At 54.3% G+C, this 24,225-nt stretch carries 41 protein-coding genes; 38 read left to right on the top strand and 3 right to left on the bottom strand.

Annotated features, from left to right (window positions below; genetic code table 11):
* Positions 1–140: 140 nt before the first annotated feature.
* From aroF to aroE, 3 genes are all read right to left on the bottom strand, one after another.
* Entirely contained in the window at positions 141–1,166 is a 1,026-nt protein-coding gene (gene aroF / locus I2E77_RS01990; protein WP_191363103.1) for a 3-deoxy-7-phosphoheptulonate synthase, read from the bottom strand.
* Positions 1,167–1,551: 385 nt separating this feature from the next.
* Positions 1,552–2,073 (bottom strand): shikimate kinase, encoded by a 522-nt coding sequence (locus I2E77_RS01985; RefSeq protein WP_087230482.1) that lies wholly within the window; start codon positions 2,071–2,073, stop codon positions 1,552–1,554.
* Positions 2,070–2,972, bottom strand: coding sequence for a shikimate dehydrogenase (aroE, locus tag I2E77_RS01980; protein WP_195450509.1), 903 nt, complete (start codon positions 2,970–2,972; stop codon positions 2,070–2,072). Before aroE ends, I2E77_RS01985 begins: the two co-directional genes overlap by 4 nt.
* 246 nt (positions 2,973–3,218) lie before the next feature.
* Between aroE and acpP the strand changes: the two genes are divergently transcribed.
* The 38 genes from acpP to I2E77_RS01790 all read left to right on the top strand — a co-directional run bounded on the left by acpP (position 3,219) and on the right by I2E77_RS01790 (position 24,097).
* Positions 3,219–3,452 carry an acyl carrier protein gene (gene acpP, locus I2E77_RS01975; RefSeq protein WP_087230487.1) on the top strand — a complete coding sequence of 78 codons (234 nt, stop codon included), beginning with the start codon at positions 3,219–3,221 and terminating at the stop codon, positions 3,450–3,452.
* 139 nt (positions 3,453–3,591) lie between these two features.
* Entirely contained in the window at positions 3,592–3,810 is a 219-nt protein-coding gene (locus I2E77_RS01970; RefSeq protein ID WP_195450508.1) for a hypothetical protein, read from the top strand.
* 7 nt (positions 3,811–3,817) lie between these two features.
* A complete protein-coding gene (gene proS, locus I2E77_RS01965) occupies positions 3,818–5,254 on the top strand; it encodes a proline--tRNA ligase (RefSeq protein WP_087230493.1) in 1,437 nt (478 codons plus the stop codon).
* Between the two features lie 61 nt (positions 5,255–5,315).
* Positions 5,316–5,858 (top strand): PH domain-containing protein, encoded by a 543-nt coding sequence (locus tag I2E77_RS01960; RefSeq protein WP_172749533.1) that lies wholly within the window; start codon positions 5,316–5,318, stop codon positions 5,856–5,858.
* A gap of 132 nt (positions 5,859–5,990) precedes the next feature.
* The gene (locus I2E77_RS01955) at positions 5,991–6,260 is read left to right on the top strand and encodes a hypothetical protein (protein ID WP_195450507.1); all 270 of its coding nucleotides are present in this window, start codon (positions 5,991–5,993) and stop codon (positions 6,258–6,260) included.
* 444 nt (positions 6,261–6,704) lie between these two features.
* Entirely contained in the window at positions 6,705–7,016 is a 312-nt protein-coding gene (rpsJ, locus tag I2E77_RS01950; protein ID WP_038325938.1) for a 30S ribosomal protein S10, read from the top strand.
* Between the two features lie 69 nt (positions 7,017–7,085).
* Positions 7,086–7,718 carry a 50S ribosomal protein L3 gene (gene rplC / locus I2E77_RS01945; protein ID WP_054324015.1) on the top strand — a complete coding sequence of 211 codons (633 nt, stop codon included), beginning with the start codon at positions 7,086–7,088 and terminating at the stop codon, positions 7,716–7,718.
* A 17-nt stretch (positions 7,719–7,735) separates the two neighbouring features.
* A complete protein-coding gene (gene rplD, locus I2E77_RS01940) occupies positions 7,736–8,359 on the top strand; it encodes a 50S ribosomal protein L4 (protein WP_087230503.1) in 624 nt (207 codons plus the stop codon).
* Positions 8,359–8,649 carry a 50S ribosomal protein L23 gene (gene rplW, locus I2E77_RS01935; protein WP_191363108.1) on the top strand — a complete coding sequence of 97 codons (291 nt, stop codon included), beginning with the start codon at positions 8,359–8,361 and terminating at the stop codon, positions 8,647–8,649. The genes rplD and rplW overlap by 1 nt, the downstream gene beginning before the upstream one ends.
* A 99-nt stretch (positions 8,650–8,748) precedes the next feature.
* Positions 8,749–9,582: a 50S ribosomal protein L2 gene (gene rplB, locus I2E77_RS01930; RefSeq protein ID WP_087230509.1), complete on the top strand. Its 834-nt coding sequence runs from the start codon at positions 8,749–8,751 to the stop codon at positions 9,580–9,582.
* A 26-nt stretch (positions 9,583–9,608) separates the two neighbouring features.
* Positions 9,609–9,884: a 30S ribosomal protein S19 gene (gene rpsS / locus I2E77_RS01925; protein ID WP_054324019.1), complete on the top strand. Its 276-nt coding sequence runs from the start codon at positions 9,609–9,611 to the stop codon at positions 9,882–9,884.
* Positions 9,885–9,904: 20 nt separating this feature from the next.
* Complete coding sequence (gene rplV, locus I2E77_RS01920; protein ID WP_087230512.1) at positions 9,905–10,246, top strand: 50S ribosomal protein L22; 342 nt, start codon at positions 9,905–9,907, stop codon at positions 10,244–10,246.
* Between the two features lie 19 nt (positions 10,247–10,265).
* Positions 10,266–10,931, top strand: coding sequence for a 30S ribosomal protein S3 (gene rpsC, locus I2E77_RS01915; RefSeq protein WP_087230515.1), 666 nt, complete (start codon positions 10,266–10,268; stop codon positions 10,929–10,931).
* The gene (rplP, locus tag I2E77_RS01910; protein ID WP_054324022.1) at positions 10,931–11,356 is read left to right on the top strand and encodes a 50S ribosomal protein L16; all 426 of its coding nucleotides are present in this window, start codon (positions 10,931–10,933) and stop codon (positions 11,354–11,356) included. The genes rpsC and rplP overlap by 1 nt, the downstream gene beginning before the upstream one ends.
* Positions 11,356–11,562 (top strand): 50S ribosomal protein L29, encoded by a 207-nt coding sequence (gene rpmC, locus I2E77_RS01905; protein WP_054324023.1) that lies wholly within the window; start codon positions 11,356–11,358, stop codon positions 11,560–11,562. The genes rplP and rpmC overlap by 1 nt, the downstream gene beginning before the upstream one ends.
* Before the next feature lie 18 nt (positions 11,563–11,580).
* Complete coding sequence (gene rpsQ / locus I2E77_RS01900) at positions 11,581–11,838, top strand: 30S ribosomal protein S17 (protein WP_054324024.1); 258 nt, start codon at positions 11,581–11,583, stop codon at positions 11,836–11,838.
* 33 nt (positions 11,839–11,871) lie between these two features.
* On the top strand, positions 11,872–12,240 hold the full coding sequence (rplN, locus tag I2E77_RS01895) for a 50S ribosomal protein L14 (RefSeq protein ID WP_087230518.1): 369 nt from the start codon (positions 11,872–11,874) through the stop codon (positions 12,238–12,240).
* 16 nt (positions 12,241–12,256) lie between these two features.
* Positions 12,257–12,577, top strand: a complete 321-nt coding sequence (gene rplX / locus I2E77_RS01890) for a 50S ribosomal protein L24 (protein WP_195450506.1) — start codon at positions 12,257–12,259, stop codon at positions 12,575–12,577.
* Positions 12,578–12,590: 13 nt separating this feature from the next.
* Positions 12,591–13,130 carry a 50S ribosomal protein L5 gene (gene rplE / locus I2E77_RS01885; RefSeq protein ID WP_191405187.1) on the top strand — a complete coding sequence of 180 codons (540 nt, stop codon included), beginning with the start codon at positions 12,591–12,593 and terminating at the stop codon, positions 13,128–13,130.
* Between the two features lie 12 nt (positions 13,131–13,142).
* A complete protein-coding gene (locus I2E77_RS01880) occupies positions 13,143–13,328 on the top strand; it encodes a type Z 30S ribosomal protein S14 (RefSeq protein ID WP_054324028.1) in 186 nt (61 codons plus the stop codon).
* A gap of 23 nt (positions 13,329–13,351) precedes the next feature.
* Complete coding sequence (gene rpsH / locus I2E77_RS01875; RefSeq protein ID WP_087230528.1) at positions 13,352–13,750, top strand: 30S ribosomal protein S8; 399 nt, start codon at positions 13,352–13,354, stop codon at positions 13,748–13,750.
* Positions 13,751–13,766: 16 nt separating this feature from the next.
* Positions 13,767–14,315: a 50S ribosomal protein L6 gene (gene rplF / locus I2E77_RS01870; protein WP_087230531.1), complete on the top strand. Its 549-nt coding sequence runs from the start codon at positions 13,767–13,769 to the stop codon at positions 14,313–14,315.
* A 14-nt stretch (positions 14,316–14,329) separates the two neighbouring features.
* Entirely contained in the window at positions 14,330–14,689 is a 360-nt protein-coding gene (gene rplR, locus I2E77_RS01865) for a 50S ribosomal protein L18 (RefSeq protein WP_087230534.1), read from the top strand.
* A 57-nt stretch (positions 14,690–14,746) separates the two neighbouring features.
* Positions 14,747–15,214 carry a 30S ribosomal protein S5 gene (gene rpsE, locus I2E77_RS01860; RefSeq protein ID WP_087231000.1) on the top strand — a complete coding sequence of 156 codons (468 nt, stop codon included), beginning with the start codon at positions 14,747–14,749 and terminating at the stop codon, positions 15,212–15,214.
* Positions 15,215–15,229: 15 nt separating this feature from the next.
* Complete coding sequence (rpmD, locus tag I2E77_RS01855) at positions 15,230–15,409, top strand: 50S ribosomal protein L30 (protein ID WP_087230537.1); 180 nt, start codon at positions 15,230–15,232, stop codon at positions 15,407–15,409.
* 28 nt (positions 15,410–15,437) lie between these two features.
* On the top strand, positions 15,438–15,878 hold the full coding sequence (gene rplO, locus I2E77_RS01850) for a 50S ribosomal protein L15 (protein WP_087230540.1): 441 nt from the start codon (positions 15,438–15,440) through the stop codon (positions 15,876–15,878).
* Between the two features lies 1 nt (position 15,879).
* The gene (secY, locus tag I2E77_RS01845) at positions 15,880–17,211 is read left to right on the top strand and encodes a preprotein translocase subunit SecY (protein ID WP_087230543.1); all 1,332 of its coding nucleotides are present in this window, start codon (positions 15,880–15,882) and stop codon (positions 17,209–17,211) included.
* Positions 17,212–17,226: 15 nt separating this feature from the next.
* Positions 17,227–17,859, top strand: a complete 633-nt coding sequence (locus I2E77_RS01840; protein WP_087230546.1) for an adenylate kinase — start codon at positions 17,227–17,229, stop codon at positions 17,857–17,859.
* Positions 17,860–17,861: 2 nt separating this feature from the next.
* Complete coding sequence (map, locus tag I2E77_RS01835) at positions 17,862–18,614, top strand: type I methionyl aminopeptidase (RefSeq protein ID WP_087230551.1); 753 nt, start codon at positions 17,862–17,864, stop codon at positions 18,612–18,614.
* 12 nt (positions 18,615–18,626) lie between these two features.
* A complete protein-coding gene (locus I2E77_RS01830; RefSeq protein ID WP_237966303.1) occupies positions 18,627–18,914 on the top strand; it encodes a KOW domain-containing RNA-binding protein in 288 nt (95 codons plus the stop codon).
* The gene (gene infA / locus I2E77_RS01825) at positions 18,896–19,114 is read left to right on the top strand and encodes a translation initiation factor IF-1 (RefSeq protein WP_054324038.1); all 219 of its coding nucleotides are present in this window, start codon (positions 18,896–18,898) and stop codon (positions 19,112–19,114) included. Before I2E77_RS01830 ends, infA begins: the two co-directional genes overlap by 19 nt.
* A 69-nt stretch (positions 19,115–19,183) precedes the next feature.
* Positions 19,184–19,297 (top strand): 50S ribosomal protein L36, encoded by a 114-nt coding sequence (gene rpmJ / locus I2E77_RS01820; protein WP_054324039.1) that lies wholly within the window; start codon positions 19,184–19,186, stop codon positions 19,295–19,297.
* A gap of 129 nt (positions 19,298–19,426) precedes the next feature.
* Positions 19,427–19,795, top strand: coding sequence for a 30S ribosomal protein S13 (gene rpsM / locus I2E77_RS01815; protein WP_054324040.1), 369 nt, complete (start codon positions 19,427–19,429; stop codon positions 19,793–19,795).
* Positions 19,796–19,814: 19 nt separating this feature from the next.
* A complete protein-coding gene (gene rpsK / locus I2E77_RS01810) occupies positions 19,815–20,222 on the top strand; it encodes a 30S ribosomal protein S11 (RefSeq protein ID WP_054324041.1) in 408 nt (135 codons plus the stop codon).
* Between the two features lie 24 nt (positions 20,223–20,246).
* On the top strand, positions 20,247–20,840 hold the full coding sequence (gene rpsD / locus I2E77_RS01805) for a 30S ribosomal protein S4 (RefSeq protein WP_087230554.1): 594 nt from the start codon (positions 20,247–20,249) through the stop codon (positions 20,838–20,840).
* A 72-nt stretch (positions 20,841–20,912) separates the two neighbouring features.
* Complete coding sequence (locus tag I2E77_RS01800; protein ID WP_087230557.1) at positions 20,913–21,866, top strand: DNA-directed RNA polymerase subunit alpha; 954 nt, start codon at positions 20,913–20,915, stop codon at positions 21,864–21,866.
* 35 nt (positions 21,867–21,901) lie between these two features.
* On the top strand, positions 21,902–22,243 hold the full coding sequence (gene rplQ / locus I2E77_RS01795; protein WP_054324043.1) for a 50S ribosomal protein L17: 342 nt from the start codon (positions 21,902–21,904) through the stop codon (positions 22,241–22,243).
* Between the two features lie 276 nt (positions 22,244–22,519).
* Positions 22,520–24,097 carry a leucine-rich repeat protein gene (locus I2E77_RS01790; RefSeq protein WP_191441149.1) on the top strand — a complete coding sequence of 526 codons (1,578 nt, stop codon included), beginning with the start codon at positions 22,520–22,522 and terminating at the stop codon, positions 24,095–24,097.
* Positions 24,098–24,225 lie beyond the last annotated feature (128 nt).

The following is a 24,225-nucleotide window of genomic DNA, read 5'->3' as shown; positions in this document are numbered from 1 at the left end:
ACGATGTTGTACAGCGTTAGTATAACAAAAATTTGATGCCCCGTCCAGATTGACAAGGAGGGGATACGAACGCTGTCCCGCGAGGCCGCCGGCCTGCCTTCCGGGAAAACCCTCGTTGGCAGGCCGGCCTTCGCTTGGAATTATGCGTTCAATTTGGAGAGGGCGTCCTTTGTGCGGAGCACATGATGAGCCACACGGTCGAATTGGTCCGGGGTGAGGGATTGCGCGCCGTCGGACAGGGCTTTTGCGGGGTTGTTGTGTACCTCGATGATGAGGCCGTCTGCACCGGCCGCCACAGCCGCCATAGCCAACGGCTCGACCAGCCATGCGATGCCGGAGGCGTGGCTGGGATCTACCACGACGGGCAGATGGGACAGCTTTTTGAGGATCGGAACCGCAGAGATGTCCAGCGTATTGCGGGTGTAGGTTTCATAGGTGCGGATGCCGCGCTCGCAGAGAATGACCTGGTCGTTGCCGCCAGCCATGATATACTCCGCGCTCATCAGGAGTTCTTCGATCGTGTTGGACAGGCCGCGTTTGAGCAGGATGGGCTTATTGATCTTGCCCAGCGCCTTGAGCAGCTCAAAGTTCTGCATGTTGCGCGCGCCGACCTGGATGATGTCCACGCCCTCTTCCTCGAAGAGTGGGATATGCCCGATGCTCATGATCTCCGTCACAATCGGGAGCCCTGTCTTTGCCTTGGCTTTTTTCAGGAGCTCCAGGCCCTCGGCCTGCAAGCCCTGGAAGGAATAGGGCGAGGTTCTGGGCTTGAACGCGCCGCCGCGCAGGAAGGTTGCGCCGGAGGCCTTTACGCGCTCGGCCACTTCGCAGATCTGGGCCTCTGTCTCAACGGAGCACGGGCCGGCGATCAGGGCGAGGCTGCCGTCGCCGATCTTTTGGCCGGTGGGCAGGGTGATGACGGTGTTGTCCGGGTGGAACTTCCGGTTTGCCTTCTTGTAGGGTTCCTGCACGCGCTTGACGCTCTCTACAAAGTCCTGTGCGGCGATATAGTCGATATCGATGGAAGTGGTGTCGCCAAGCAAGCCGAGCACCGTGCTCTGCGTGCCGACCCAGGTGTTGACCTTGACGTTATATTCCTGTGTGAGGCTGTCCGTAAATTTCTTGACCTGCTCCTCAGGACAATTTGGCTTCAAAACAATAATCATGCTGATACCCTCCAATTTTTTCATGTAAGATTTGTGGAAAATAAAATAGGCGGAGCTGCGCGATGCAGCTCCGCCTATGAGAAAAACAGCCAGGTTATTTTACAATACAGGGGTGTTGGCTATTCCTACTCCGGGAGTTGTCACCGCAAAGATTGCATGCGTAAAAATCCCACGCCCAAAAGAAGCGGGGATAGCCAAAACCTGTAAATCGTGCGGTTTTTGCAATCTTAAGCATGATGGAACTCCTTCGTCGGAAAAATCTTGTAAGTATCATAATACGTCGGAAAGCGTTTGTCAAGAAAGAATTCTTTCCAATTTGCAGGAATTTTTTTGTTTGTTGCAGGAAACAAACTTTCTCCGTGCGGATTTTTGCGTGCAAAAGGGCTTATCCGAGCCGTTTGACCTGCTCCAATACCCGCCCGGCCACGCGGTCCGCGCCGCCGGAGCCGTCGACAATCACGTCCGCCGCCGCGCAATAGGCGGGAAGGCGCTTGCGGTATAGATCCGCCACGACCTTTTTGCGGTTCGGCTTTTGCAGCAGGGGGCGTGCCGTGTCGTTTTTCAAACGCTCCTGAATGAAGCCGATGGGGGTGTCCAGCAGGACCGTTACGCCGCTTTTGCGGAAGATTTTGACGTTTTGTGCGCGCAGGAGCGTGCCGCCGCCCGCGGCGATCACCAACCCCCTGCGGCCGGCCAGCTCCCGCGCCGCATCGGTTTCCATGCGCCGGAAGGTTTCCTCCCCGTCCTGCGCGAAAATGTCCGTGATGGTCCGGCCTTCGCGCTGCTCGATGTAGTCGTCCATATCGATGAATTCCATGTGCGCTTTTTGTGCTAGGCGGCGGCCCACAGTGGTTTTTCCGCTGCCCATAAACCCGCATAGGATGATGTTCTTGGGTTTCTGTTTCATGCGAAGATCCGCTCCATTTCCTCAACTGCCTCGCGGCACAGCGCATCGATGTCCGATTCCCGGAAGGTAGCGCCATACCAGATTTCGTGCGCAGCGGCCGCCTGCCCCACCAGCATGCGCATGCCGCCGACCGTCTTCGCGCCATTTTCTTTGGCCAGGCGCAGCAGCATGGTTTGGTCGGGGTTGTACACCGCGTCGAATACCGCGGCACAGTGCGCCAAAACCCCGGCGGAGACCGGCGAGGCGTCGGTGTGGGGATACATGCCGACCGGCGTGCCGTTGACAAGGAGGTCAAAACCGCCGGAAAGCGCGTCCAGCCTTGCGACGGAGAGACGGCCTTTGCGCCCCTGGTTTTGCAGGACTTGCTCCAACTCGTTGCAGAGCGCCTGCGCTGCGGGCAGGCTGTGTTCCCGTGCGGCAATGGTGATATCCGGTTCCTGCGCGGCGTCCAGGGCTTCAAAGGCCATCACACGCGAGGCGCCGCCCGCCCCTAGGATCGCGATGCGGCCGGTAAGCGGTACCCCGGCGCTCTCCAACGCCCTTGTGAAGCCCGCGCCGTCGGTGGTATAGCCGGTCAGCCGGCCGTTTTCATTCTTGACTGTATTGACGGAGTGAAAAAAGGCCGCTTTTGCATCCAAATTGTCCAAATGAGGAATGATCGCCTGTTTATGGGGAATGGTGATGTTAAACCCGGAAAACTCCCGAAGGCGGGGCATGGAAGATTCGAGTTCCTCCGGGGAGATATCGAGTGCGTGGTAGGATACTGCCCCGCATCCATTGCTTAGAGCGAACAATTTATTGTGAATAAAGGGGGACATGGTGTGCCCAATTGGATGCCCAATCACAGCAAAGCTGCGGGCAGGAAGGTTGGTTTCGATACAATTGATTTTCTCATTCATGGCAAACTCCTTAGAAATCCCGGCTTTTCGGGGAAATGGAAAATCCTTAAAAAACTTTAAGAATCATATTGACAAAGCGGAGGATTGCTAATAATATGTTGTTAAGCAATACGGGCCGCCAGTGCTTTTAAGGCGTCCGGGGCAATTGTATCACATCTGGCGCTGCTTTGTCCATATTTTCGCCGGCGGCGTAACAGCGGCGCTTTTTGTATGTTGATTCACACAAATTCAGAAGGAGGAAAAGACATGGTTCTGGAAAAGGTAAAGGCGATTCTGAGCGAGCAGTTCGATGTGGAGGAGGATTCGATTACCGCCGACACGAGCATCGCGGACGATTTGGGCGCTGATTCCTTGGACGTTGTCGATTTGCTGATGTCTATTGAAGACGAGTTTGAAATCGAGATTCCCGACGAGGAAATTGACAACATTAAGACGGTAGGGGAACTCGTCAAGTACATCGAAGACCACGTTAACCCGTAACCCGCTCCTGACTCAAAATCCGCCGTGCACCGCACGGCGGATTTTTTACTTGAAAAGAAGGTTCCCTTCTTATATAATGAAAGTTACGATATGGAATGTTTTTCAGTAGAAAACGCCGGACACGCTTGAGGTGATAACAATGGATCAATTGGATGCGCTGGCGTTGGCAGGGCAATGCCTGTTGGGAGTTCTCGGCTTTATGGCGCTGATCGGGCTGGCGTTGCTGCTGGTCAATTGGATCGGGCGCAGGCGCGGGGAAAAGACGGACGCGCCGGCCTCCCAGAACGCCGGGGACACGGGCGAAACTGTCGGACACAAAACCATAGAACAATCGACCAAGAAGGATAAAGGGGAGTAAACGAACAATGGCGGATCAAAAGAAGATGGTAGAGGCAATCACCCCCATGGAGGAGGACTTTGCCAAGTGGTATACCGATATCGTCAAAAAAGCGGAACTGATGGACTACACCAGTGTGCGCGGCTGCATGGTGATTGAACCGTATGGGTTTGCGCTGTGGGAGAATATCCGTGACAATCTGGATGCGCGCTTTAAGGAGCTGGGGCATGAGAACGTCTCCATGCCGATGTTCATCCCGGAGAGCCTCCTTCAGAAGGAGAAGGACCACGTCGAGGGTTTTGCGCCCGAGGTGGCTTGGGTGACGATGGGCGGCAACGAGCAGCTGGAAGAGCGCCTTTGCGTGCGCCCGACTTCCGAAACGCTGTTCTGCGACCACTATGCGCGCGTGATCCACTCCTGGCGCGACCTGCCGAAGCTGTACAACCAGTGGTGCAGCGTTGTGCGTTGGGAGAAGACCACCCGCCCGTTCCTGCGCAGCGTGGAGTTCCATTGGCAGGAGGGCCACACCATGCACGAGACGGCCGAGGAAGCCATGGCGGAGACGGAGCAGATGCTCAAAGTCTATGCAGACTTCTGTGAGAACGACCTCGCCATCCCGGTCATCAAGGGCCGCAAGACGGACAAGGAGAAGTTCGCGGGCGCGGAGGCGACCTACACCATCGAGGCAATGATGCACGACGGCAAGGCGCTGCAGAGCGGCACGAGCCACTATTTTGGCGACGGCTTTGCCCGCGCGTTTGGCGTGACCTTCACCGGGCGCGACAACTCCATCCAATATCCGCATCAGACCTCCTGGGGCATGAGCACCCGCATCATCGGCGGCATCATTATGACCCACGGCGACAACAACGGCTTGGTACTCCCGCCCGCTGTGGCGCCGATCCAGGTGATGATTATCCCGATCGCCCAGCACAAGGAGGGCGTGTTGGAGAAGGCGGGCGAGCTGCTTGCGCGCTTGAAGAAGTCCTTCCGGGTGCGCATGGACGATTCCGAGCAGTCCCCCGGCTGGAAGTTTGCACAGTATGAGATGAAGGGCGTGCCGCTCCGTTTGGAGATCGGGCCCAAGGATATTGAGAAGAACCAGTGCGTCCTGGTGCGCCGCACAGACCGTGAGAAGGTCTTTGTGCCGCTGGATCAGCTGGAAACCGCCATTGCGGAGCAATTGGAAATTGTGCGCAAAACGATGTACGATACGGCGCTGGCCCGCCGAGAGTCCATGACCTATACGGCCACGACGTTGGACGAACTCAAGGAGATCGCGGAAAACAAGCCGGGCTTCATCAAGGCGATGTGGTGCGGGGACCAGGCGTGCGAGGAGAAACTCAAGGAAGTGGCGGGCGTATCCTCCCGCTGCATGCCGTTTGAGCAGGAACACCTCGCGGATACCTGCGTGTGCTGTGGGAAGCCCGCAAAGACCATGGTCTACTGGGGCAAGGCGTATTAATCAATAACAAACCGGCCCGCTGTGGAGGCGGACTGGCTGCACGGGGAGGAAGATGAGAGCCATGCGCAAAGCTGCTGCAATGGAAACGGGGACCAAATATAAATCCAAGATTGACCGGGCGTTTTACATCAAAGTGCTGGTGACACTCCTGTTGGGTATCGGCCTTTTGGTATTCTATTTCATTTTCCGCAACGTCATTGTTGGAATTCTCGGGACATGGATGTTTGTAGCGTTGCTGCTGATCTTCCTTCCGGAGTATCGGAGTACATATTACATCATCCGCGACAACGGCCTGCTCGTCAAAAACGGCTTATTTGACAAGGTGACGATCCTGTACCGCCAGATGATGGAGGTTGCGGAAGAACAGGGGGAAGCCCGCCACGGGTCCTCCAAGGTTGCTTTGAGCAAGGACCGCCTTTACATCCGCTACCGTGTGAAAAAGAAAGAGTATTGGATGGCGATTTCCCCGGAGAACAAGGAGCAATTCCTGGAGGAGATCCAGGAGAAGCGCATCGCGATGCCGAACCGCAAACATCTGGCGGAAGCAGCGGAACAGCAGCGGGCGCTGGAGGGGACTGCGGCCCAAGAAGAGAAAACCGAGTGAATCCAAAAGCCCTTCCCGCAGGGGGCAAATAAGGACAATGGGATCAAAGGGCTATTGCGGAGATGGATCTGGCAATAGCCCTTCTTCTATTTTATTATGTGGGGAAATCAAAGGTCGAAAGGGGGAGAGGATTTGAAAAACGGATGGTTTGGTTTGGCGCTCCTCTTCAGCGTGCTTGGCGCAGTGGGAGTTGCTTGCCAGAAGTTAAGCAGGCCTCCGAAGATCCACAATGCGCAGGGACAAGCCGTCACCGTCATCGGCGGGGCGGATGGGCCGACGGCAATCGTTGTGGCAGGGCATGGCCGCCCGTCCCTTTGGCGGACGGTTTGGGTGCACGCCTGCATCGCCGTTTCGAGATGGGCGCGATTCCGTGCCCGGTGGAACCGCCGGAAAAGGCGATGAAATCGCGGGTCAGCGCCCTTGCGGGCCGCCTTTGGAGCGAAGCAACTCCCTTTTTGGGGCGTTCTGGAAGATATAGGCGAAATAGCCAAAAAATTGCAGGAAAATTCTTGCAAAAAAGAGAAGATAAGTCTTGCTATTTGGGGACCTATATGGTATTATAATCTAGCATGACTGCGACAGATATGCGTTGAAGCGGGAGGTTGCGGCTGAAACACGCCGGTTTTTCCGTGGAGTATGTCCGATTTTAAACCGGGCGACAGATATTTTGAGCATGCGAAGGGCTTGGGTTGCAATTGCGCCCTTTTGCGCTCAGACGTTTTTGCCTACACCCGGATACATCTTGCAAAAGATGATCCGGTTTTTCAATGCCGGTTGAAGAAACACCCGGCGCCGTGTTAGGATTTAAAAACGCCGCCCGCCAACTACAATAAGGAGGCGATTCAAGTGGCAGTCAAGGAAAAAATCAGGATCAGAATCAAGGGGTACGACCATCAGCTGGTTGACCAGTCCGCAGAGAAGATTGTGCAGACGGCGAAACGCACGGGCGCAAGAGTTTCCGGACCGGTGCCGCTGCCGACCGAGAAGCAGATCATCACGATCCTGCGTGCGGTCCATAAGTATAAGGACAGCCGTGAGCAGTTCGAAATGCGCACCCACAAGAGATTGATCGACATTCTCAGACCTTCCAACAAGACCGTTGAGGCTTTGATGGGTCTGGAACTCCCCGCAGGCGTTGAAATCGAAATCAAACTCTGATTTTAACCTACCAGCGGTCGAGGTCAAGTTGGCGCGAGCCAACCAATAACCTGTACAGGAGGTAAAATAATGCAAAAAGGTATTATCGGCAAGAAGATCGGCATGACGCAGATCTTCGACGAACACGGGAAAGTGGTCCCGGTAACCGTCATCGAGGCGGGTCCCTGCGTGATTTCGCAGAAGAAAACCGTTGAAAACGACGGCTACGCAGCAGTCCAGATGGGCTATGGCGACATGAAGGCGCACAAGGTCAACAAGCCGATGCAGGGTCATTTCGCAAAGGGCGATGTCGCTCCGAAGAAGGTCCTGCGCGAGTTCCGTCTGGAAAACACGGATGCCTACAATGTGGGCGACCTCGTCAAAGTCGACGTCTTCGCGGCTGGCGACAAGGTGGACGTGTGCGGCACCAGCAAAGGTAAGGGCTATGCCGGCGGCATTAAGCGCTGGAATTTGCACCGGCTCAAGGAAACCCATGGTTCCGGTCCTGTTGCCCGCCACGCTGGTTCCAACGGCGCATGTTCCGATCCGTCCAGAGTGTTCAAGGGCAAGCATCTGCCCGGCCACCTCGGTGCGGAGAAGGTCACCGTCCAGAACTTGACCGTCGTCAAGGTGGACGTCGAAAACAACCTCATCGCCGTCAAAGGCGCAGTACCGGGTCCGAACGGCGGCACCGTCGTGATCCGTGACAGCGTGAAGGCGTAAGGGAAGGAGGATTTGGTATGCCTACAGTAGCAGTACTCGATATGGCTGGCAAGGAGATCGAAAAGATCGACCTGTCCGAGTCCGTATTTGGAATTGAGCCCAATGTGAGCGTGATGCACGACGTGGTTAAGAATTACCTCGCCAACCAGCGCCACGGCACACAGTCGGCACTGACCCGCGCTGAAGTTTCCGGCGGCGGCAAAAAGCCGTGGAGACAGAAGGGCACCGGCCATGCCAGACAGGGTTCCACCCGCGCGCCCCAGTGGACGCACGGCGGCATCGTGTTTGCGCCGAAGCCGCGCAGCTATCGTTATACTTTAAATAAAAAGGTACGCCGTCTTGCAATGAAGTCCGCGCTCTCCAGCAAGGTTGCCAGCAGCAACATGATCGTGCTGGATAAGATCGCACTGGACGAATACAAGACCAAGACCATTGCTAACATGCTTAAGGCAATCGGCTCCGAAAAGAAGACGCTGATCGTTCTGCCCGAGCTCAACAGCAAGGTGGTTGCTTCCGCAGCAAACATCCCGGGCGTGAAGACCGCAATGGTGAACACCTTGAACGTCTACGACATCCTCAACGCCGACAAGTTCGTCGTTGTAAAGGACGCCGTCTCTCAGATTGAGGAGGTGTATGCATAATGGTAGCACAGGACATCGTCATCCGCCCCATTATCACGGAAAAAAGCATGGCCGGTATCGGCATGAAGAAGTACACCTTTGAAGTCGCAAAGAGCGCGACAAAGGTTGACATCAAAAGAGCGGTAGAAGAGCTCTTTGGCGTAAAGGTCAGCAAGGTCAACACCCTGCATGTGCGCGGACATCTCCGCCGCCAGGGAAGAACCGAGGGCTACACTCCTTCTTGGAAGAAGGCCGTCGTTACCCTGACCGAGGACAGCAAGTCCATCGAATTCTTTGAAGGTATGATGTAAGAAGACCGGATGCGCCCCTAGAGCGCGCCCAATGTCTTCGGCAAGGTATGGGGCGTCGGCAACGTCCCGCAAAGCCATCATGAGGAGTGTGAAACCGAAATGCCTATTACTAACTATAAACCGACAACCAATGCCAGACGGAATATGTCCGTAACGGATTACACGGGCCTTTCCAAGGTTGCACCGGAAAAGAGCCTTTTGGCTTCCAAGAAGAACCATTCCGGCCGCAACAGCTATGGCAGAATCACCGTCCGTCACCGCGGCGGCGGCAATCGCAAAAAGTACCGCATCATCGATTTCAAGCGCCAGAAGGCGGATATGCCGGCAACCGTGCTCACGCTGGAGTACGATCCGAACCGCTCCGCGTTTATCGCGCTTGTTCAGTATGAAGACGGCGAGAAGCGCTATATCATCGCACCGCACGGCCTGAAGGTCGGCGACGTGGTCGTCTCCGGCGCGTCTGCGGACATCAAGCCGGGCAACGCGCTGCCGCTCGCCAATATCCCGACCGGTACCTTTGTCCACAACGTTGAGCTGTACCCCGGCAAGGGCGCACAGCTGGCACGTGCAGCTGGCAACATGGCGCAGCTGATGGCAAAGGAAAACGGCATGGCTCTTCTGAGACTGCCGTCCGGCGAGCTCCGCAATGTCCCCGCAACCTGCATGGCCACCGTTGGCCAGGTCAGCAATATCGACCACGAGAACGTGAAGATCGGTAAAGCGGGCCGTAAGCGTCACATGGGTTGGAGACCGACCGTCCGCGGTTCCGTCATGAACCCGAACGACCACCCGCACGGCGGCGGCGAAGGCAAATCGCCGATTGGACATCCGGGCCCGATGACCCCGTGGGGCAAGCCGGCGCTCGGCTATAAGACGCGCGCCCACCACAACCGTTCCGATAAGTTCATTGTGAAACGTAGAAACGGCAAATAAGGCGTACGGAAAGGAGCTTGTAACGTATGAGCAGAAGCATTAAAAAGGGTCCTTTTGTACAGCCTGTGCTGCTGAAAAGGATTCAGGAAATGAATGCGGCCGGCGAAAAGAAGATCGTGAAGACCTGGAGCAGAGCGTCCGTGATCTTCCCGGATTTCGTAGGCCACACCATCGCGGTCCATGACGGCCGCAAGCATGTTCCGGTGTATGTCACGGAGGACATGGTTGGCCACAAACTCGGCGAGTTTGCCCCGACCAGAACCTTTAAGGGCCATGCCGGTTCCAAAACAACTGGTAAATAAGGCCGAAAGGAGTATAGACAATGGAAGCAGAAGCAAGGGCTTATCTGAAATACGCCCGTATTTCTCCCCGTAAAGTGTCCATCGTACTGGACCTGATTCGCAACAAGCCGGTGGACGTTGCAATGGCTATCCTCAAGAATACCCCCAAGGCCGCTTGTGAATATCTTCAAAAGCTGTTGAAGTCGGCCATGGCGAATGCTGAGAATAACCATAACATGGATGTATCCAGACTGTACGTAGCAGAGTGCTTCGTATGTCCGGGCCCGATCCTCAAGCGCATCCGTCCCAGAGCGCAGGGCCGCGCGTATAGAATCGAGAAGAGAACTTCGCACGTCACCCTCGTGCTCAAGGAAAAAGAATAAGCAGATGAGGAGGTAAACTATGGGCCAGAAAGTAAATCCACATGGTTTCCGTGTGGGCGTAATTAAAGATTGGGATTCCCGCTGGTTCGCGAAGGACAATGTTTTCGGCGATACGCTCGTTGAAGATTACAACCTGCGCAAGACCTTGAAGAAGCAGCTGGCAGCCGCTGGCGTTCCCAAGATTGAAATCGAGCGCGATGCCTCCAAGGTGCGCGTTCATATCCACTGTGCAAAACCCGGCATGGTCATCGGCAAGGGTGGCGCAGAGATCGAAAAGCTCCGCCTCCAGTGCGAAAAGATGCTCGGCAAGCCGGTTGCCATCAATATTGTTGAAGTGAAGTCCCCGGACCTCAACGCTCAGCTGATCGCAGAGAACATCGCACAGCAGCTGGAAAAGAGAATTTCTTTCCGCCGCGCGATGAAGCAGTGCATCGGCCGCGCGATGAAGCTCGGCGCAAAGGGTATCAAGACCCAGGTCTCCGGACGTCTGGGCGGTGCAGAAATCGCTAGAACGGAGCAGTATCACGACGGAACGATTCCGCTGCAGACCATTCGCGCGGACATCGATTACGGCTTTGCAGAAGCCGCCACCACCTATGGCCGTATCGGCGTTAAGGTGTGGCTCTACAAGGGCGAGGTTCTCAACGATAACCGCAAGCCCCGCAGGGAAGGAGGCAATAAATAATGCTGTTGCCTAAGCGTGTAAAATACCGCAGAGTGCATCGTGGCCGTCTGACCGGCAAGGCATATCGCGGCAATACGGTGACCTACGGCGATTTTGGCCTCCAGGCCATGGAGCCGGCGTGGATCACCTCCAACCAGATCGAGGCAGCTCGTGTTGCTATGACACGTTACTGCAAGAGATTCGGTAAAGTTTGGATCAAAATTTTCCCGGATAAGCCGATCACTGAGAAACCGGCTGAAACCCGAATGGGTTCCGGTAAAGGTTCCCCGGAATACTGGGTGGCCGTTGTTAAGCCAGGCAGAGTGATGTTTGAAATCGGCGGCGTCTCCGAGGAGACCGCCAGAGAAGCATTGCGTCTTGCATCCAACAAGCTGCCGATTAAGTGCAAGTTTGTCAAAAAGGAAGGAACGGGTGGTGAGCAGTAATGAAGGCCTCAGAAGTCAGAGATTTAACAACTGCAGAACTGGAAAGTAAGCTGAAAGACCTCAAGGCCGAGCTTTTCAACCTGCGCTTCCAGCTTGCTATTAATCAGCTCGATAACCCGATGCGCATCTCCGCTGTGAAGAAGGACATCGCGCGCGTGAAGACGGTTCTGCGCGAGAACGAGATCAAGGACAGCGCGAAGGCGTAACGGAAGGGAGGATTAACTGTGAGCGATCGTAATTTGAGAAAAACAGAGGTTGGCAGAGTTGTCAGCAACAAGATGGATAAGACCGTCGTCGTTGCCATTGAGGACAGCGTGAAGCATCCGCTGTATAAGAAAGTTATCAAACGTACCGTTAAGCTGAAGGCACATGATGAGAACAACGAATGCTCCATCGGTGACCGCGTGCGTGTGATGGAGACCCGTCCGCTCAGCAAAGAGAAGAGATGGCGTCTCGTCGAGATTATTGAGAAGGCCAAATAAGTTCGTTTGGCTTAAGCGAAGGAGGAACGCACTGTGATACAACAGCAGACCTACCTGAAAGTGGCCGACAACACCGGCGCGAAGGAGCTTATGTGCATCCGCGTTCTCGGCGGTACCGGCAGAAGGTATGCAAATATTGGCGACGTGGTCGTTGCTTCCGTTAAGAAGGCAGCGCCCGGCGGCCAGGTGAAAAAGGGCGAAGTTGTGAAGGCGGTTGTTGTCCGCACCGCTTCCGGCGTACGCCGCGACGACGGCACCTACATCCGTTTTGACGAGAATGCAGCCGTCATCATCAAAGAAGATAAGAATCCGAGGGGGACGCGTATCTTTGGGCCTGTGGCAAGAGAGCTGCGCGATAAGGATTACATGAAGATCCTGAGCCTTGCCCCCGAAGTGCTGTAATGGGAGGTGCTCACTGATGAATAACAAAGTTCATGTAAAAACGGGTGACACCGTCATCATTATCAGCGGAAGAGACCGCGGCAAGAAGGGCAAGGTTCTCGCCGTGAGCCCGAAGGAAGGCAAAGTGATCATCGAGGGCCGCAACATGATCAGCAAGCATGTGAAGGCCCGCAAGATGGGCGACCAGGCTGGCATTGTCCAGGCTGAAAGCGCTATCTATGCCTGCAAGGTCCAGATTGTCTGCCCGCGCTGCGGCAAACCGACGCGTGTCGCACATAAGGTTTATGAAGACGGCACCAAGGAACGCATTTGTGCAAAATGCCGTGAGTCGCTGTAAGGGAGGATAAAACATGGCCAGACTTAAGGAAACCTACAAAAAAGATGTCGCTCCGGCGCTGATGAAGAAGTTTTCCTATAAAAGCGTGATGCAGATCCCGAAGCTCGACAAGGTCGTCATCAATGTTGGCGCCGGCGAAGCGAAGGACAACGCGAAGGTGATCGACGCCATTATGACGGACCTCGCAGCCATCACCGGCCAGAAGCCGATGATCTGCAAGGCGAAGAAGTCGGTTGCAAACTTCAAGCTCCGTGAGGGCATGAACATTGGCGTGAAGGTAACGCTCAGAGGAGACCGCATGTATGAGTTTGTGGACCGTCTCTTCAATGTTGCGCTCCCGCGCGTCAGAGACTTCAGAGGCATCAACCCGAACTCTTTTGATGGCCGCGGCAATTACAATTTGGGCATCAAAGAACAGTTGATCTTCCCGGAGATCGACTATGATAAGATCGATAAGGTCCGCGGAATGGACATCTGTTTCGTGACTACCGCAAACACCGACGAGGAATCCAGAGAGCTTTTGTCCCTCATGGGCGCCCCGTTTGCGAAATAAGGAGGGATTATTGTGGCCAAGACTTCTATGAAAATCAAACAGCGTAGACCGGCGAAGTATTCTTCCCGTGCGTACAACAGATGCAAAATCTGTGGCAGGCCGCATGCCTATCTTCGCAAGTTCGGAATTTGCCGCATCTGCTTCCGCGAGCTCGCCTACAAGGGTGAGATTCCGGGCGTGAAAAAGGCCAGCTGGTAAAGCTTAGCAAAGGAGGTAACGGTATGCAAATTACAGATACAATTGCTGATTTGCTCACCCGTATTCGCAATGCGGTTTCCGCAAAGCATGATTCCGTTGACATCCCCGCTTCCAACATGAAGAAGGCCATCGTGCAGATTCTGGTGGACGAGGGCTATGTAAAGAATTATACGGTCGTTGAGGACGGCAAGCAGGGCATCATCAAGGTCAATTTGAAATATGGCGAGGGCAAGACCCCGGTCATCAAGGGTCTGCGCCGGGTATCCAAGCCGGGCCTTCGCATTTATTCCAGCGCTGAGGAGCTGCCGAAGGTCATGAAAGGCCTGGGCGTCGCGATCATCTCCACGTCCAAGGGCGTCATGACGGACCGTCAGGCCCGCAAGGAGAATGTTGGCGGAGAGGTCCTCGCATTTATTTGGTAATTAAGGGGGTGCAGAAATGTCTCGAATTGGAAGAAAACCCATAAATATTCCCGCTGGCGTCAACGTCAAAGTCGACGGCAACGTTATCACGGTCAAGGGCCCGAAGGCAACCCTCACCCAGCAGTTCCACCCGAACATGACGGTGGCTGTGGAGGGCAATGAGATCCTTGTGACCCGTCCGAACGATGAAAAACAGAACCGCTCTCTGCACGGCCTGACCCGTACGCTCATCCACAACATGGTGATCGGCGTAACGGAGGGCTTTAAGAAGGAGCTGGACGTCAACGGCGTCGGCTACCGTGTGCAGAAGCAGGGTAAGAACCTCGTTATGAACCTGGGCTATTCCCATCAGGTGATTGTTCCGGAGGTTGACGGTATCACGATTGAGTGCCCGTCCGCGAACAAGATCGTGATCCTGGGCCCGGACAAACAGAAGGTCGGCCAGTTTGCGGCGGAAGTCCGCGAGAAGCGTCCGCCGGAGCCGTACAAGGGCAAGGGTATCCGCTATACTGGCGAATTTGTCCGTCATAAGGAAGGCAAGGCCGGTAAGGGCGCCAAGAAGTAAGGAGTGAATGACAAATGGTGAATAAGGCTGATACAAACAAAGCCAGATTGAACCGCCACAAGAGAGTGCGCGGCAAGATTTCCGGCACCGCAGAGTGCCCGCGCCTGAATGTATTTCGCTCTACCAAAAACATCTACGCCCAGATCATCGACGATGTAAAAGGAGTTACCCTCGTGGCAGCTTCTTCCCTGGACAAGGAGTTCAATGGTAACGGCGGAAACAAGGAAGCCGCACGCAAAGTTGGCGAGATGATCGCTAAACGCGCCGCTGAAAAGGGCATTTCCCAGGTCGTATTTGACCGCGGCGGTTATATTTTCCACGGCCGCGTCAAAGAGCTGGCCGAAGGCGCCCGCGAGGGCGGCCTCAAGTTCTAAGAAGGAGGGATACTTTTGGCTAGATTTGACGCACCCAGACAGCAGTCTCAGGATGAGATGCAGGAGCATGTAGTCGCAATCAACCGTGTAAGTAAGACCGTCAAGGGCGGCCGTATCTTCAAGTTTGCCGCGCTCGTCGTGGTGGGCGACGGAAAAGGCACCGTTGGTTTCGGCATTGGTAAAGCAGGCGAAGTTCCCGAGGCGATCCGCAAGGGCATTGAGGACGCCAAGAAGAACCTGATCAAGGTCGCTATGCGCGGCGGTACGATCCCGCATGAGATCATCGGCGAGTACGGCGCAGGCCGCGTCCTGATGAAGCCTGCGGCACCCGGTACCGGCGTCATCGCCGGCGGCCCGGTTCGTGCGGTGGTCGAGGCTGTGGGTATCAAGGATATCCGTACCAAGGCGCTGCGTTCCAACAATCCGTGCAATGTTGTCCGCGCGACGTTGGCCGGCATGGCCCAGCTGCGCACGGCGGAGGAAGTTGCCGCAATCCGCGGCAAGTCCGTGCAGGATATTCTTTAAGGAGGGGGAAGCAAGATGGCACAGATCAAAGTAAAGCTGGTAAGAAGCCTTATCGGCAGCAAAAAAGACCAGATTGCAACCGCCCAGGCGCTTGGTCTTCGCAAAATTGGTGACGAGTCCGTTCAGCCGGACAACGACCAGACCAAAGGTAAGGTGGCCAAGATCGTCCACCTCGTCGAGGTAGTCGAAGCGTAAGCTAAGCAAGCAAGGAGGTGCGAGTAAAATGAATTTGCATGATCTAACTGCGACGCCGGGTTCCACCAAGGAATCCAAGCGGATCGGCAGAGGCCACGGCTCCGGACAGGGCAAGACCGCAGGCAAAGGTCACAAGGGTCAAAAGGCCAGAGCAGGCCACGGCATGCGTCCGGGCTTTGAAGGCGGCCAGATGCCTCTGCAGAGACGTGTTCCGAAGAGAGGATTCAACAATATTTTTGCCAAAACCATCGTGGCGATCAATGTAAGCGCGCTGGAGAAGTTTGAGACAGGCGCGGTTGTTGACGCGCAGGCGCTCAAGGATGCGGGGATCGTCAAGAAAACCTGCGACGGCGTTAAGATTCTCGGCAACGGCGCACTCACAAAGAAGTTAACCGTCAAGGTCACTGCCTATTCCGAAGCTGCAAAGCAGAAGATTGAGGCCGCCGGTGGGAAGGCAGAGGTGATCTGAGTTGTTTAAGACAATTAAGAATGCCTGGAGTATCCCGGATCTGCGCAAAAAGATCCTCTTTACTCTGTTGATTATCGTGGTGTTCCGTTTCGGCGCCACGATCCCGGTCCCGTTCCTGGATGTCGATGCCTTGCAGGGCTTGATGGGCACGGTCAACGAGACGGGGAATGCACTCAGCTACCTGGATATGTTGTCCGGCGGCGCCTTCGCAAATGCGACCATGTTTGCAATGGGCATTAGCCCGTACATCAACAGTTCCATCATTATGCAGTTGTTGACAGTTGCCATTCCTCCCCTGGAGCGTATGGCGAAGGAAGGCGAGGAAGGGCGCAAGAGAATTGCGACCATTACACGTTACGTCACAGTTGCTTTGGGCTTGATCCAAGGTACCGCGTATTACTTCTATCTGCGCAACAGCACCTATCAGGGCGCTCCGATTGCCCTGTATACCTCGGGCTGGGAGCAGGTATTCGCAGCGATTGTCATTATCCTGGCGTTTACCGCTGGTACGGCAATCATGATGTGGATGGGCGAGCAGATCAACCAGAAGGGCATTGGAAACGGTATTTCCATCCTCCTGTTTGCTGGTATCGTGGCAAGAATGCCGCACACCATCCGTTTGCTTACCCAGTATATCTCGGCTGCAATTGCAGACCCGTCCAACTATGGACAGTATTATGCATTTGTCCCGCTCTTTGTGATCCTGTTCCTGGCTGTGATCTGGGTAATCGCTTTCATGAACGATTCCGAGCGCCGCATCCCGGTTCAGTATGCAAAGCGTGTGGTTGGCCGGAAGATGTACGGCGGCCAGAGCACGCATATCCCGATCAAGGTTGCGATGTCCGGCGTTATGCCGATCATCTTCGCAAGCTCGATCCTCTCCATTCCGAGCACAATCCAGCTCTTCATGGGCACCAATGTGTCGGGCTTCTGGCAGTCCTTCTTTGAGGCATTTTCTTCCACGGGCTGGCTCTACTCGGTATTGTATTTCATTCTGATTATCCTGTTTGCTTACTTCTATGTAACCATCCAGTATAATCCGATTGAGATGGCCAATAATCTTCGTCAGAATAATGGCACCATCCCGGGCATCCGCCCCGGCAAGCCGACTTCTGATTTTATTTCGAAGATTCTTTCCAAGATTACGTTGATTGGCGCGTTGTTCCTCGCGGTGATTGCGTTGCTGCCGATTCTCTTCGGTGCTGTTACTGGTATGCACAACCTCTCCTTGGGTGGTACTTCTATCATCATCTTGGTTGGCGTTGCGCTGGATACCATGAAACAGATGGAATCCCAGATGATGATGCGCCATTACAAAGGTTTCCTTGACTGATAAGGAGGAAATGGTATGAATCTGATTCTTCTTGGCGCACCGGGCGCCGGTAAAGGAACCCAGGCAGAGGTCATCTGCCAGCATTTATCCATCCCCGCGATTTCCACGGGGAATATGATCCGCGAAGCGCTGAAGAGCGGCACGGAGATGGGCTTGAAGGCAAAGTCCTTCATGGACGCAGGCAAGCTTGTACCCGATGAGGTCGTGATCGGCATCGTCAAGGAGCGTTTGGCGCAGGACGATTGCAAGAACGGTTTCGTGCTGGACGGTTTCCCGCGCACCATCCCCCAGGCCGAGGCTCTGGACAAGATGGGCATTGTCATCGACAAGGTGATCGACATCGAAGTGGCCGATGACAAGATTGTGGAGCGTATGTCCGGACGCCGTGTCTGCGAAACTTGCGGCGCCACCTACCACCTGCTTTACAATAAGCCGGAAGTAGAGGGCAAATGCGGCAAGTGCGGAGGCGCCCTCGTTCAGCGCAAGGATGACCATCCGGATACAGTGAAAGAACGCCTGCATGTCTACCACGAGCAGACCGAGCCTCTCAAGGATTACTATGAGAAGCAGGGCAAGCTCCGCATTGTAGAAGGTCAGGAAGAAGTGGCCGACACCACCAAACTGACGTTGGCAGCATTAGAGGCGTAACCATGATTGTGCTTAAAACCAGCCGCGAGCTCGCAATTATGCGGGAAGCGTGCCGGATCTCTGCGAAAGCACTGAGGCTGGCTGGCGAAGCGGTCGAACCCGGGGTTTCCACCTGGGAGATCGACCGCGTTGTCCGCCGCGCGATCGAGGAAGAGGGCGGAAAGCCCAACTTCCTTGGTTACGGCGGTTTTCCGGGCAGCGCATGTGTCTCTGTAAACGATGTGGTGATCCACGGCATACCCCATAAGGAGATTATCCTCAAGGAGGGCGACATTGTCAGCATCGACACTGGCGCCTTTTACGAGGGATTTAATGGCGACAATGCATATACCTTCCCGTGTGGGGATGTAAGCGAGGAAGCCAAGCGCCTTATGGATGTCACACGCGAAAGCCTCTTTGAGGGCATCAAGGCCGCCCAGGCCGGGGCCCGCATTGGGGATATTGGCAGCGCGGTCCAGCGGTATGTCGAGGCGCGCGGCTACTCGGTGGTACGGGATTTTGTCGGCCACGGAGTAGGTGCGAAGCTGCATGAAGACCCAAGTGTTCCCAATTACGGCACGCCGGGCAGAGGCGTGCGCCTGTTACCAGGCATGACCATCGCAATTGAACCAATGATCAACGCCGGTGTGAAGGAAGTCAAAACGCTGAAGGACGGTTGGACGACCGTCACGGCGGATGGAAAGCTTTCTGCGCACTTTGAGCATACCATCGCGATCACCCCGGACGGACCGGTGATTATGACTCTGCCGGAATAAAAGGGGGAGACCATGGATTTTGTCAGAGGACTCGTCGTCCGCGCCCTTGCCGGGCGGGACAAAGGCGGCTTCTTCGCGGTGCTGGAGGCCGACGGCGACATGGCCGTGATTTGTAACGGCAGGCGGCGCAGCCTTTCACATCCAAAGAGAAAGAAGCAAAAACATCTTCTAGCGACCAAGACGGTCTTGGAAGAGGGTTCATTGCAAACCAACCGTGAAATTCGCCACGCTCTTCGTCCGTTTGAAGAGAAGAGCTGTTTTCCACAAGAGGAGGCTACTGTATGTCAAAACAGGACGTAATTGAAACCGAGGGCATTGTGACGGAAGCACTCCCAAACGCAATGTTTATGGTAGAGCTTCAAAACCACCACCAGGTGCTGGCCCACATTTCCGGAAAGCTCCGGATGAACTTCATCCGCATCCTTCCGGGCGATAAGGTCACGATCGAACTTTCTCCGTACGATCTGACCCGCGGCCGCATCACGTGGCGTTCGAAATAAAGGGATTTCGCAGGGCCAAGACAGCTTGCGGAATTTCAACACGAGACTTCACTAAGGGAGGGCGCACAAATGAAAGTCAGACCTTCTGTCAAAAAGATTTGCGAGAAGTGCAAAATCATTAAGCGCAAGGGAAAAGTCATGGTCATCTGTGACAACCCGAAGCATAAACAGCGCCAGGGTTGAAAGCTGCGCTTTCAGACACGGCCCGCCTGATGGCGGGGACCGCGAGGCTGGGAAAGAATCCCAAGCCCGTGTTCCGCTTAGGGGAAACGATCCCCATCAATTTGAAAGACTAATTGGAGGTGCAACAGTATGGCGCGTATAGCAGGTATTGATCTGCCCAGAGACAAGCGCATCGAAATTGCTCTTACCTATATTTATGGCATTGGCCGCAAGACCGCCACGGATATTTGCAAGGCAACGGGTGTGAACCCCGACATCCGCGTAAGAGATCTGACGGAAGACGACGCATCGAAGCTGAGAGAATATATCGACCACAACTGCCGCGTGGAAGGCGACCTTCGCCGCGACGTTGCGTTCGACATCAAGAGACTGATTGAAATTGGTTGCTATCGCGGTCTCCGTCACCGCAAGGGTCTGCCCGTAAGAGGCCAGCGTTCGAAGACCAACGCACGTACGCGGAAGGGTCCGAGAAAGACCATGGCCAACAAGAAGAAATAAGCAGGGAGGGATTTAAAAGATGGCAGCACAGAAGGGCGCTAAGAGAGGTACTACTGTTCGCAGACGCCGTGAACGCAAAAATATTGACCGTGGAGCTGCTCATATCCAGTCCACCTTTAATAACACGATTGTGACCATCACCGACACCCAGGGCAACGCGATTTCCTGGGCGAGCTCCGGTGAGCTGGGCTTCAGAGGTTCCAGAAAGTCCACCCCCTTTGCCGCACAGACCGCAGCGGAAACCGCAGCAAAAGCAGCGATGGAGCACGGCATGAAGACGGTTGAGGTTTATGTGAAGGGACCGGGCGCAGGCCGTGAGGCTGCAATCCGTGCGCTGCAGGGCGCGGGTCTCGAAGTCAGCATGATCAAAGATGTCACCCCGATTCCGCACAATGGATGCCGTCCTCCGAAGAGAAGACGTGTATAGTTTTGTAAAAGGAGGAAACGAGCTATGGCGAAAAATATGCAGCCGATCCTGAAAAGATGCAAGGCACTGGGAATCAGCCCCACCGTTATGGGCATCAACAAGGAGACCAGACGCAACCCGAAGCCGGGTAGAAGAAAGCAGAGCGAGTATGCCGTCCAGCTGAATGAGAAGCAGAAGGCAAAGTTCATCTATGGCGTGCTCGAGAAGCAGTTTAGACATTACTATGAGCTGGCGAGCAAAACCCAGGGTGTTACGGGTGAAAATTTGCTCCAGCTTTTGGAAAGAAGACTTGACAACGTTGTTTACCGCCTCGGTTTTGCCAACACGAGAAGAGAGGCAAGACAGATGGTCAACCATGGCCATATTACGGTAAATGGCAAGCGCGTGGATATTCCGTCCTATCAGGTTAGCCCGGGCGAGGTGATCTCCATCCGCGAGAAGAGCCGTGGTTCTGAGCATGTGAAGCAGATTCTGGAGAAGAATGCGGCTACCATGATTCCGAAGTGGCTGGAGCTGAACAGAGAGACTCTGCAGGGCAAGGTTGTTGCACTGTCTGAGAGAAGCGACATTGATTTCGACATCAATGAGACTTTGATCGTTGAGTTGTACTCCAAGTAATGCAGTTGCCTAACCGCATAAAAACCAGGATGGCAGGCAGAATCATCCGCTTTATGTCAAGGAGGGTCGCTAATGATCGAGATTGAGAAGCCAAAAATTGAAACAGAAATCCTGAGCAATGACGGAACCTACGGTAAATTTGTAGTGGAACCGCTGGAACGCGGCTTTGGTACCACGCTGGGCAACAGCCTGCGCCGGGTACTGCTTTCCTCCCTGCCGGGCGTTGCGGTCACGTCGATTAAGATCGACGGCGTGCTGCACGAGTTTTCTACCGTCCCGGGCGTCAAGGAGGATGTCACCGAGATTGTTCTGAACATCAAAGGTTTGACCGCGAAACTCCATTGCGACGGCCCCAAAACAGTGGAAATCTGTGCGGAGGGCCCGTGTGAGGTGACGGCCGACTCTATCAAGTGCGACAGCGAGGTTGAGATCCTGAACCCGGAGATGCACATTGCAACGCTGGGCGAAGGCGCGAAGCTGTATATGGAACTGACCCTGGACAAAGGCCGCGGGTATGTCCCCGCAGAACGGAATAAGCAGAACATGCCTGCGGGTGTGATCGGCGAGCTTCCGGTTGATTCTATCTACACTCCTGTTTATAAAGTGAATTATAATGTGGAACCCACCCGTGTGGGCCAGCGCATTGATTACGATAAGCTCACCTTGGAGGTTTGGACCAATGGGGTGATCGGGGCGCAAGAGGCGGTTTCTTTGGCCGCGAAAGTCCTGACTGAGCATTTGAATCTCTTCGTCAACCTGTCTGATAAGGGCAGCAGCACGGAGATTATGGTCGAAAAGGACGACAAGGGCAAGGAGAAAGTGCTGGAAATGACGATTGAAGAGCTGGATCTCTCCGTCCGTTCCTTCAATTGCCTCAAGCGCGCTGGAATCAATACGGTGGAAGACCTCATCAACAAGTCCGAAGAGGACATGATGAAGGTCCGGAACTTGGGACGCAAGTCCCTGGAGGAGGTCGTTTGGAAGCTGGCCTCCCTCGGCTTTAATCTGCGCAAGGACGACGAATAAGGCCTTGCAAACCAAAGGTAAAGGAGTGATATTCGATGCCCGGAACCAGAAAGCTCGGAAGAGCGACCAGCCACAGAACGGCAATGCTGCGTGCGATGGTCACATTCCTTCTTGAGAACGGCAAGATCGAAACCACAGTCACACGTGCTAAGGAGGTCCGCTCCCTGGCCGAAAAGATGATTACGATCGCAAAGACGAACGATCTGCACAGCAAGCGCCTTGTGATGGGATTTGTCACAAAGGAAGCTGTTACAAATAAGCTTTTCACGGAGATTGCGCCGAAGTATGCTGACCGCAACGGCGGTTATACGCGCATCACGAAGCTCGGGCCGCGCCGCGGCGACGCAGCGGAGATGGCGATCATCGAGCTGATCTAATCGATCCATAATCATAAGAGAATGGGGCTCTGCACTTGGTGCAGGGCCCTTTTTCTATGCGAAGAAACTCCCTTTTGGTTTCGAAATCGGGGAAGAAATTTCTGGCATTCTTTATCCAAATATTGTCATCTGAAATTACACAAGTGTAACCGCCTGTATGCTTGCCAATCATGTGCGGGTGGAGTATAATAGTACTTACCAAAACCGCCAAATTTGGGTAAAAGTACCGTCATGTTTCGGAGTTAATTTGAATGAACATAAAAAGGAGAGGAACGTATGAGAAAAGCCAAAAAGCTATTGTCGCTGGCTTTAGCGGCAATGATGTTTGTTTCTGCGTTCAGCAGTACAGCGTTTGCATCCGATATGGACGATGCATATGAGGTTGACCGCGTGGATGGGAAATATGCGGTCGTGCGTGTGGAGGATGATGGAGAATACTACGATTCCAAATCTTCCATCACCATCCCCAGTAAGATCAACAGCCGCACGATTACCCGCATCGGCGACGGAGATTCCTCCATCTTTGCGAGTGGTGGTTCTGAGAAAAATATCTACCTTCCGAATACGGTTGACATCATTTCAGATGGCGCTTTTGAGGATTCCACTGTGAAGCGCGTATCGATGGAAGAAGGGCCGGTAGAGATCGGTGAACGTGCTTTTGCAAGTTGCGAAAATTTAACATCGGTCACATTTGCAGATAGCATCACAAAGATGGGGATTGAGGCGTTCAGCGGTTGTACATCCCTGAGAAGCGCGGTATTGCCCGCAAGCTTAACAAAAATCCCGGACAATGCATTCCAGGATTGCATGGACTTACGCTCGGTTACCATCGGAAGCCATGTCACCAGCATCGGCGATAGCGCTTTTTCCGGTTGCGATAGCTTGGAAGAAATAACCATCCCGCCGAACGTAACCCGGATTGGCTATGATGCCTTTGACGATTTTATTTTGATTAAGGGTTATAATGGAACGGCTGCACAGAAATATGCGGAGGAAAACGACATTGATTTTGAGAATTTGGGTTCCTCTTATAGTGCGGCAGTACGTTTGAGCACCTCTTCCTTGACGGTTCCGGTCAATGGGAGCAATACCTTTACGGTTACCAACCCAACCAATGGAAGCTTTAGCGTTACTTCGAATTCCAGTGCGGTCAGTGTGACCCAGAGCGGCTCCACCGTAACCGTGCGCGGTGTGTCTTCCGGAACGGCTACTTTGACCGTTTCTGCGACCGGCTATGCATCGGCCAGCCTGACGGTTACGGTATCCACGAGTGCGGTTGTTGGTTCGGGTTCTTCCCTTTCGTTGGATACAAGTTCTTATTCCTTTAATGTAGGCAATGTCTATTATCCGCTGGCAAGAACCAATTCCGCGACGGCGCCGACCTGCACCAGCAGCAATCCAAACGTCGTGACGGTCAAGTATCAGGCAGACCGCTCCAATCGTGCAGATCTGCGCGGCAGCTACACACATGCATATCTGTATCAGATTCAGGGAAAGTCTGCTGGTACAGCTACTATCACCATTACGAGTGGCAGTTACAGCGCGTCTTTCCCCGTGACAGTGGGAACTTCCCCGAATGGTTCTGCTTTCTGCAATCCGAGCGTCAATTTCGGCATATATAAGGGTAGAAGCTATGACGTCCAGATGACGGTGACGGGTTCCAATAATATGCCGAGTTTTACGGTAGGAAATGGCAATGTGTTCAAAACACAATACGTAGGGAAGAGCGGCAATGTCTATACGTTCCGTGTATGGGCTATTGGCAATCCTGGTGAAAAGACGGGGCTGTATACACAGATGCCGGGCGATTCCAAGGTTGTCTTACATTGCGAGGGGCAAATTGCATACGGTTGATCGGAAATAGGAAAAGTTTAAAGGAAGGGCTTCCGCAGTTGCGGAAGCCCTTTTATAATCGTACTATTTTAATAGATTTATACAATGAGTAAAATATTAGATGGATACGGAGTTGAGCCTTGACGGGC

It is taken from the genome of Anaeromassilibacillus sp. 1001302B_160321_C8 (genome assembly GCF_015554745.1).
GTDB lineage: Bacteria > Bacillota > Clostridia > Oscillospirales > Acutalibacteraceae > Anaeromassilibacillus > Anaeromassilibacillus stercoravium.
The sequence above is the reverse complement of the archived record's forward strand: the minus strand, read 5'-3'. Positions and strand labels throughout refer to the sequence as shown.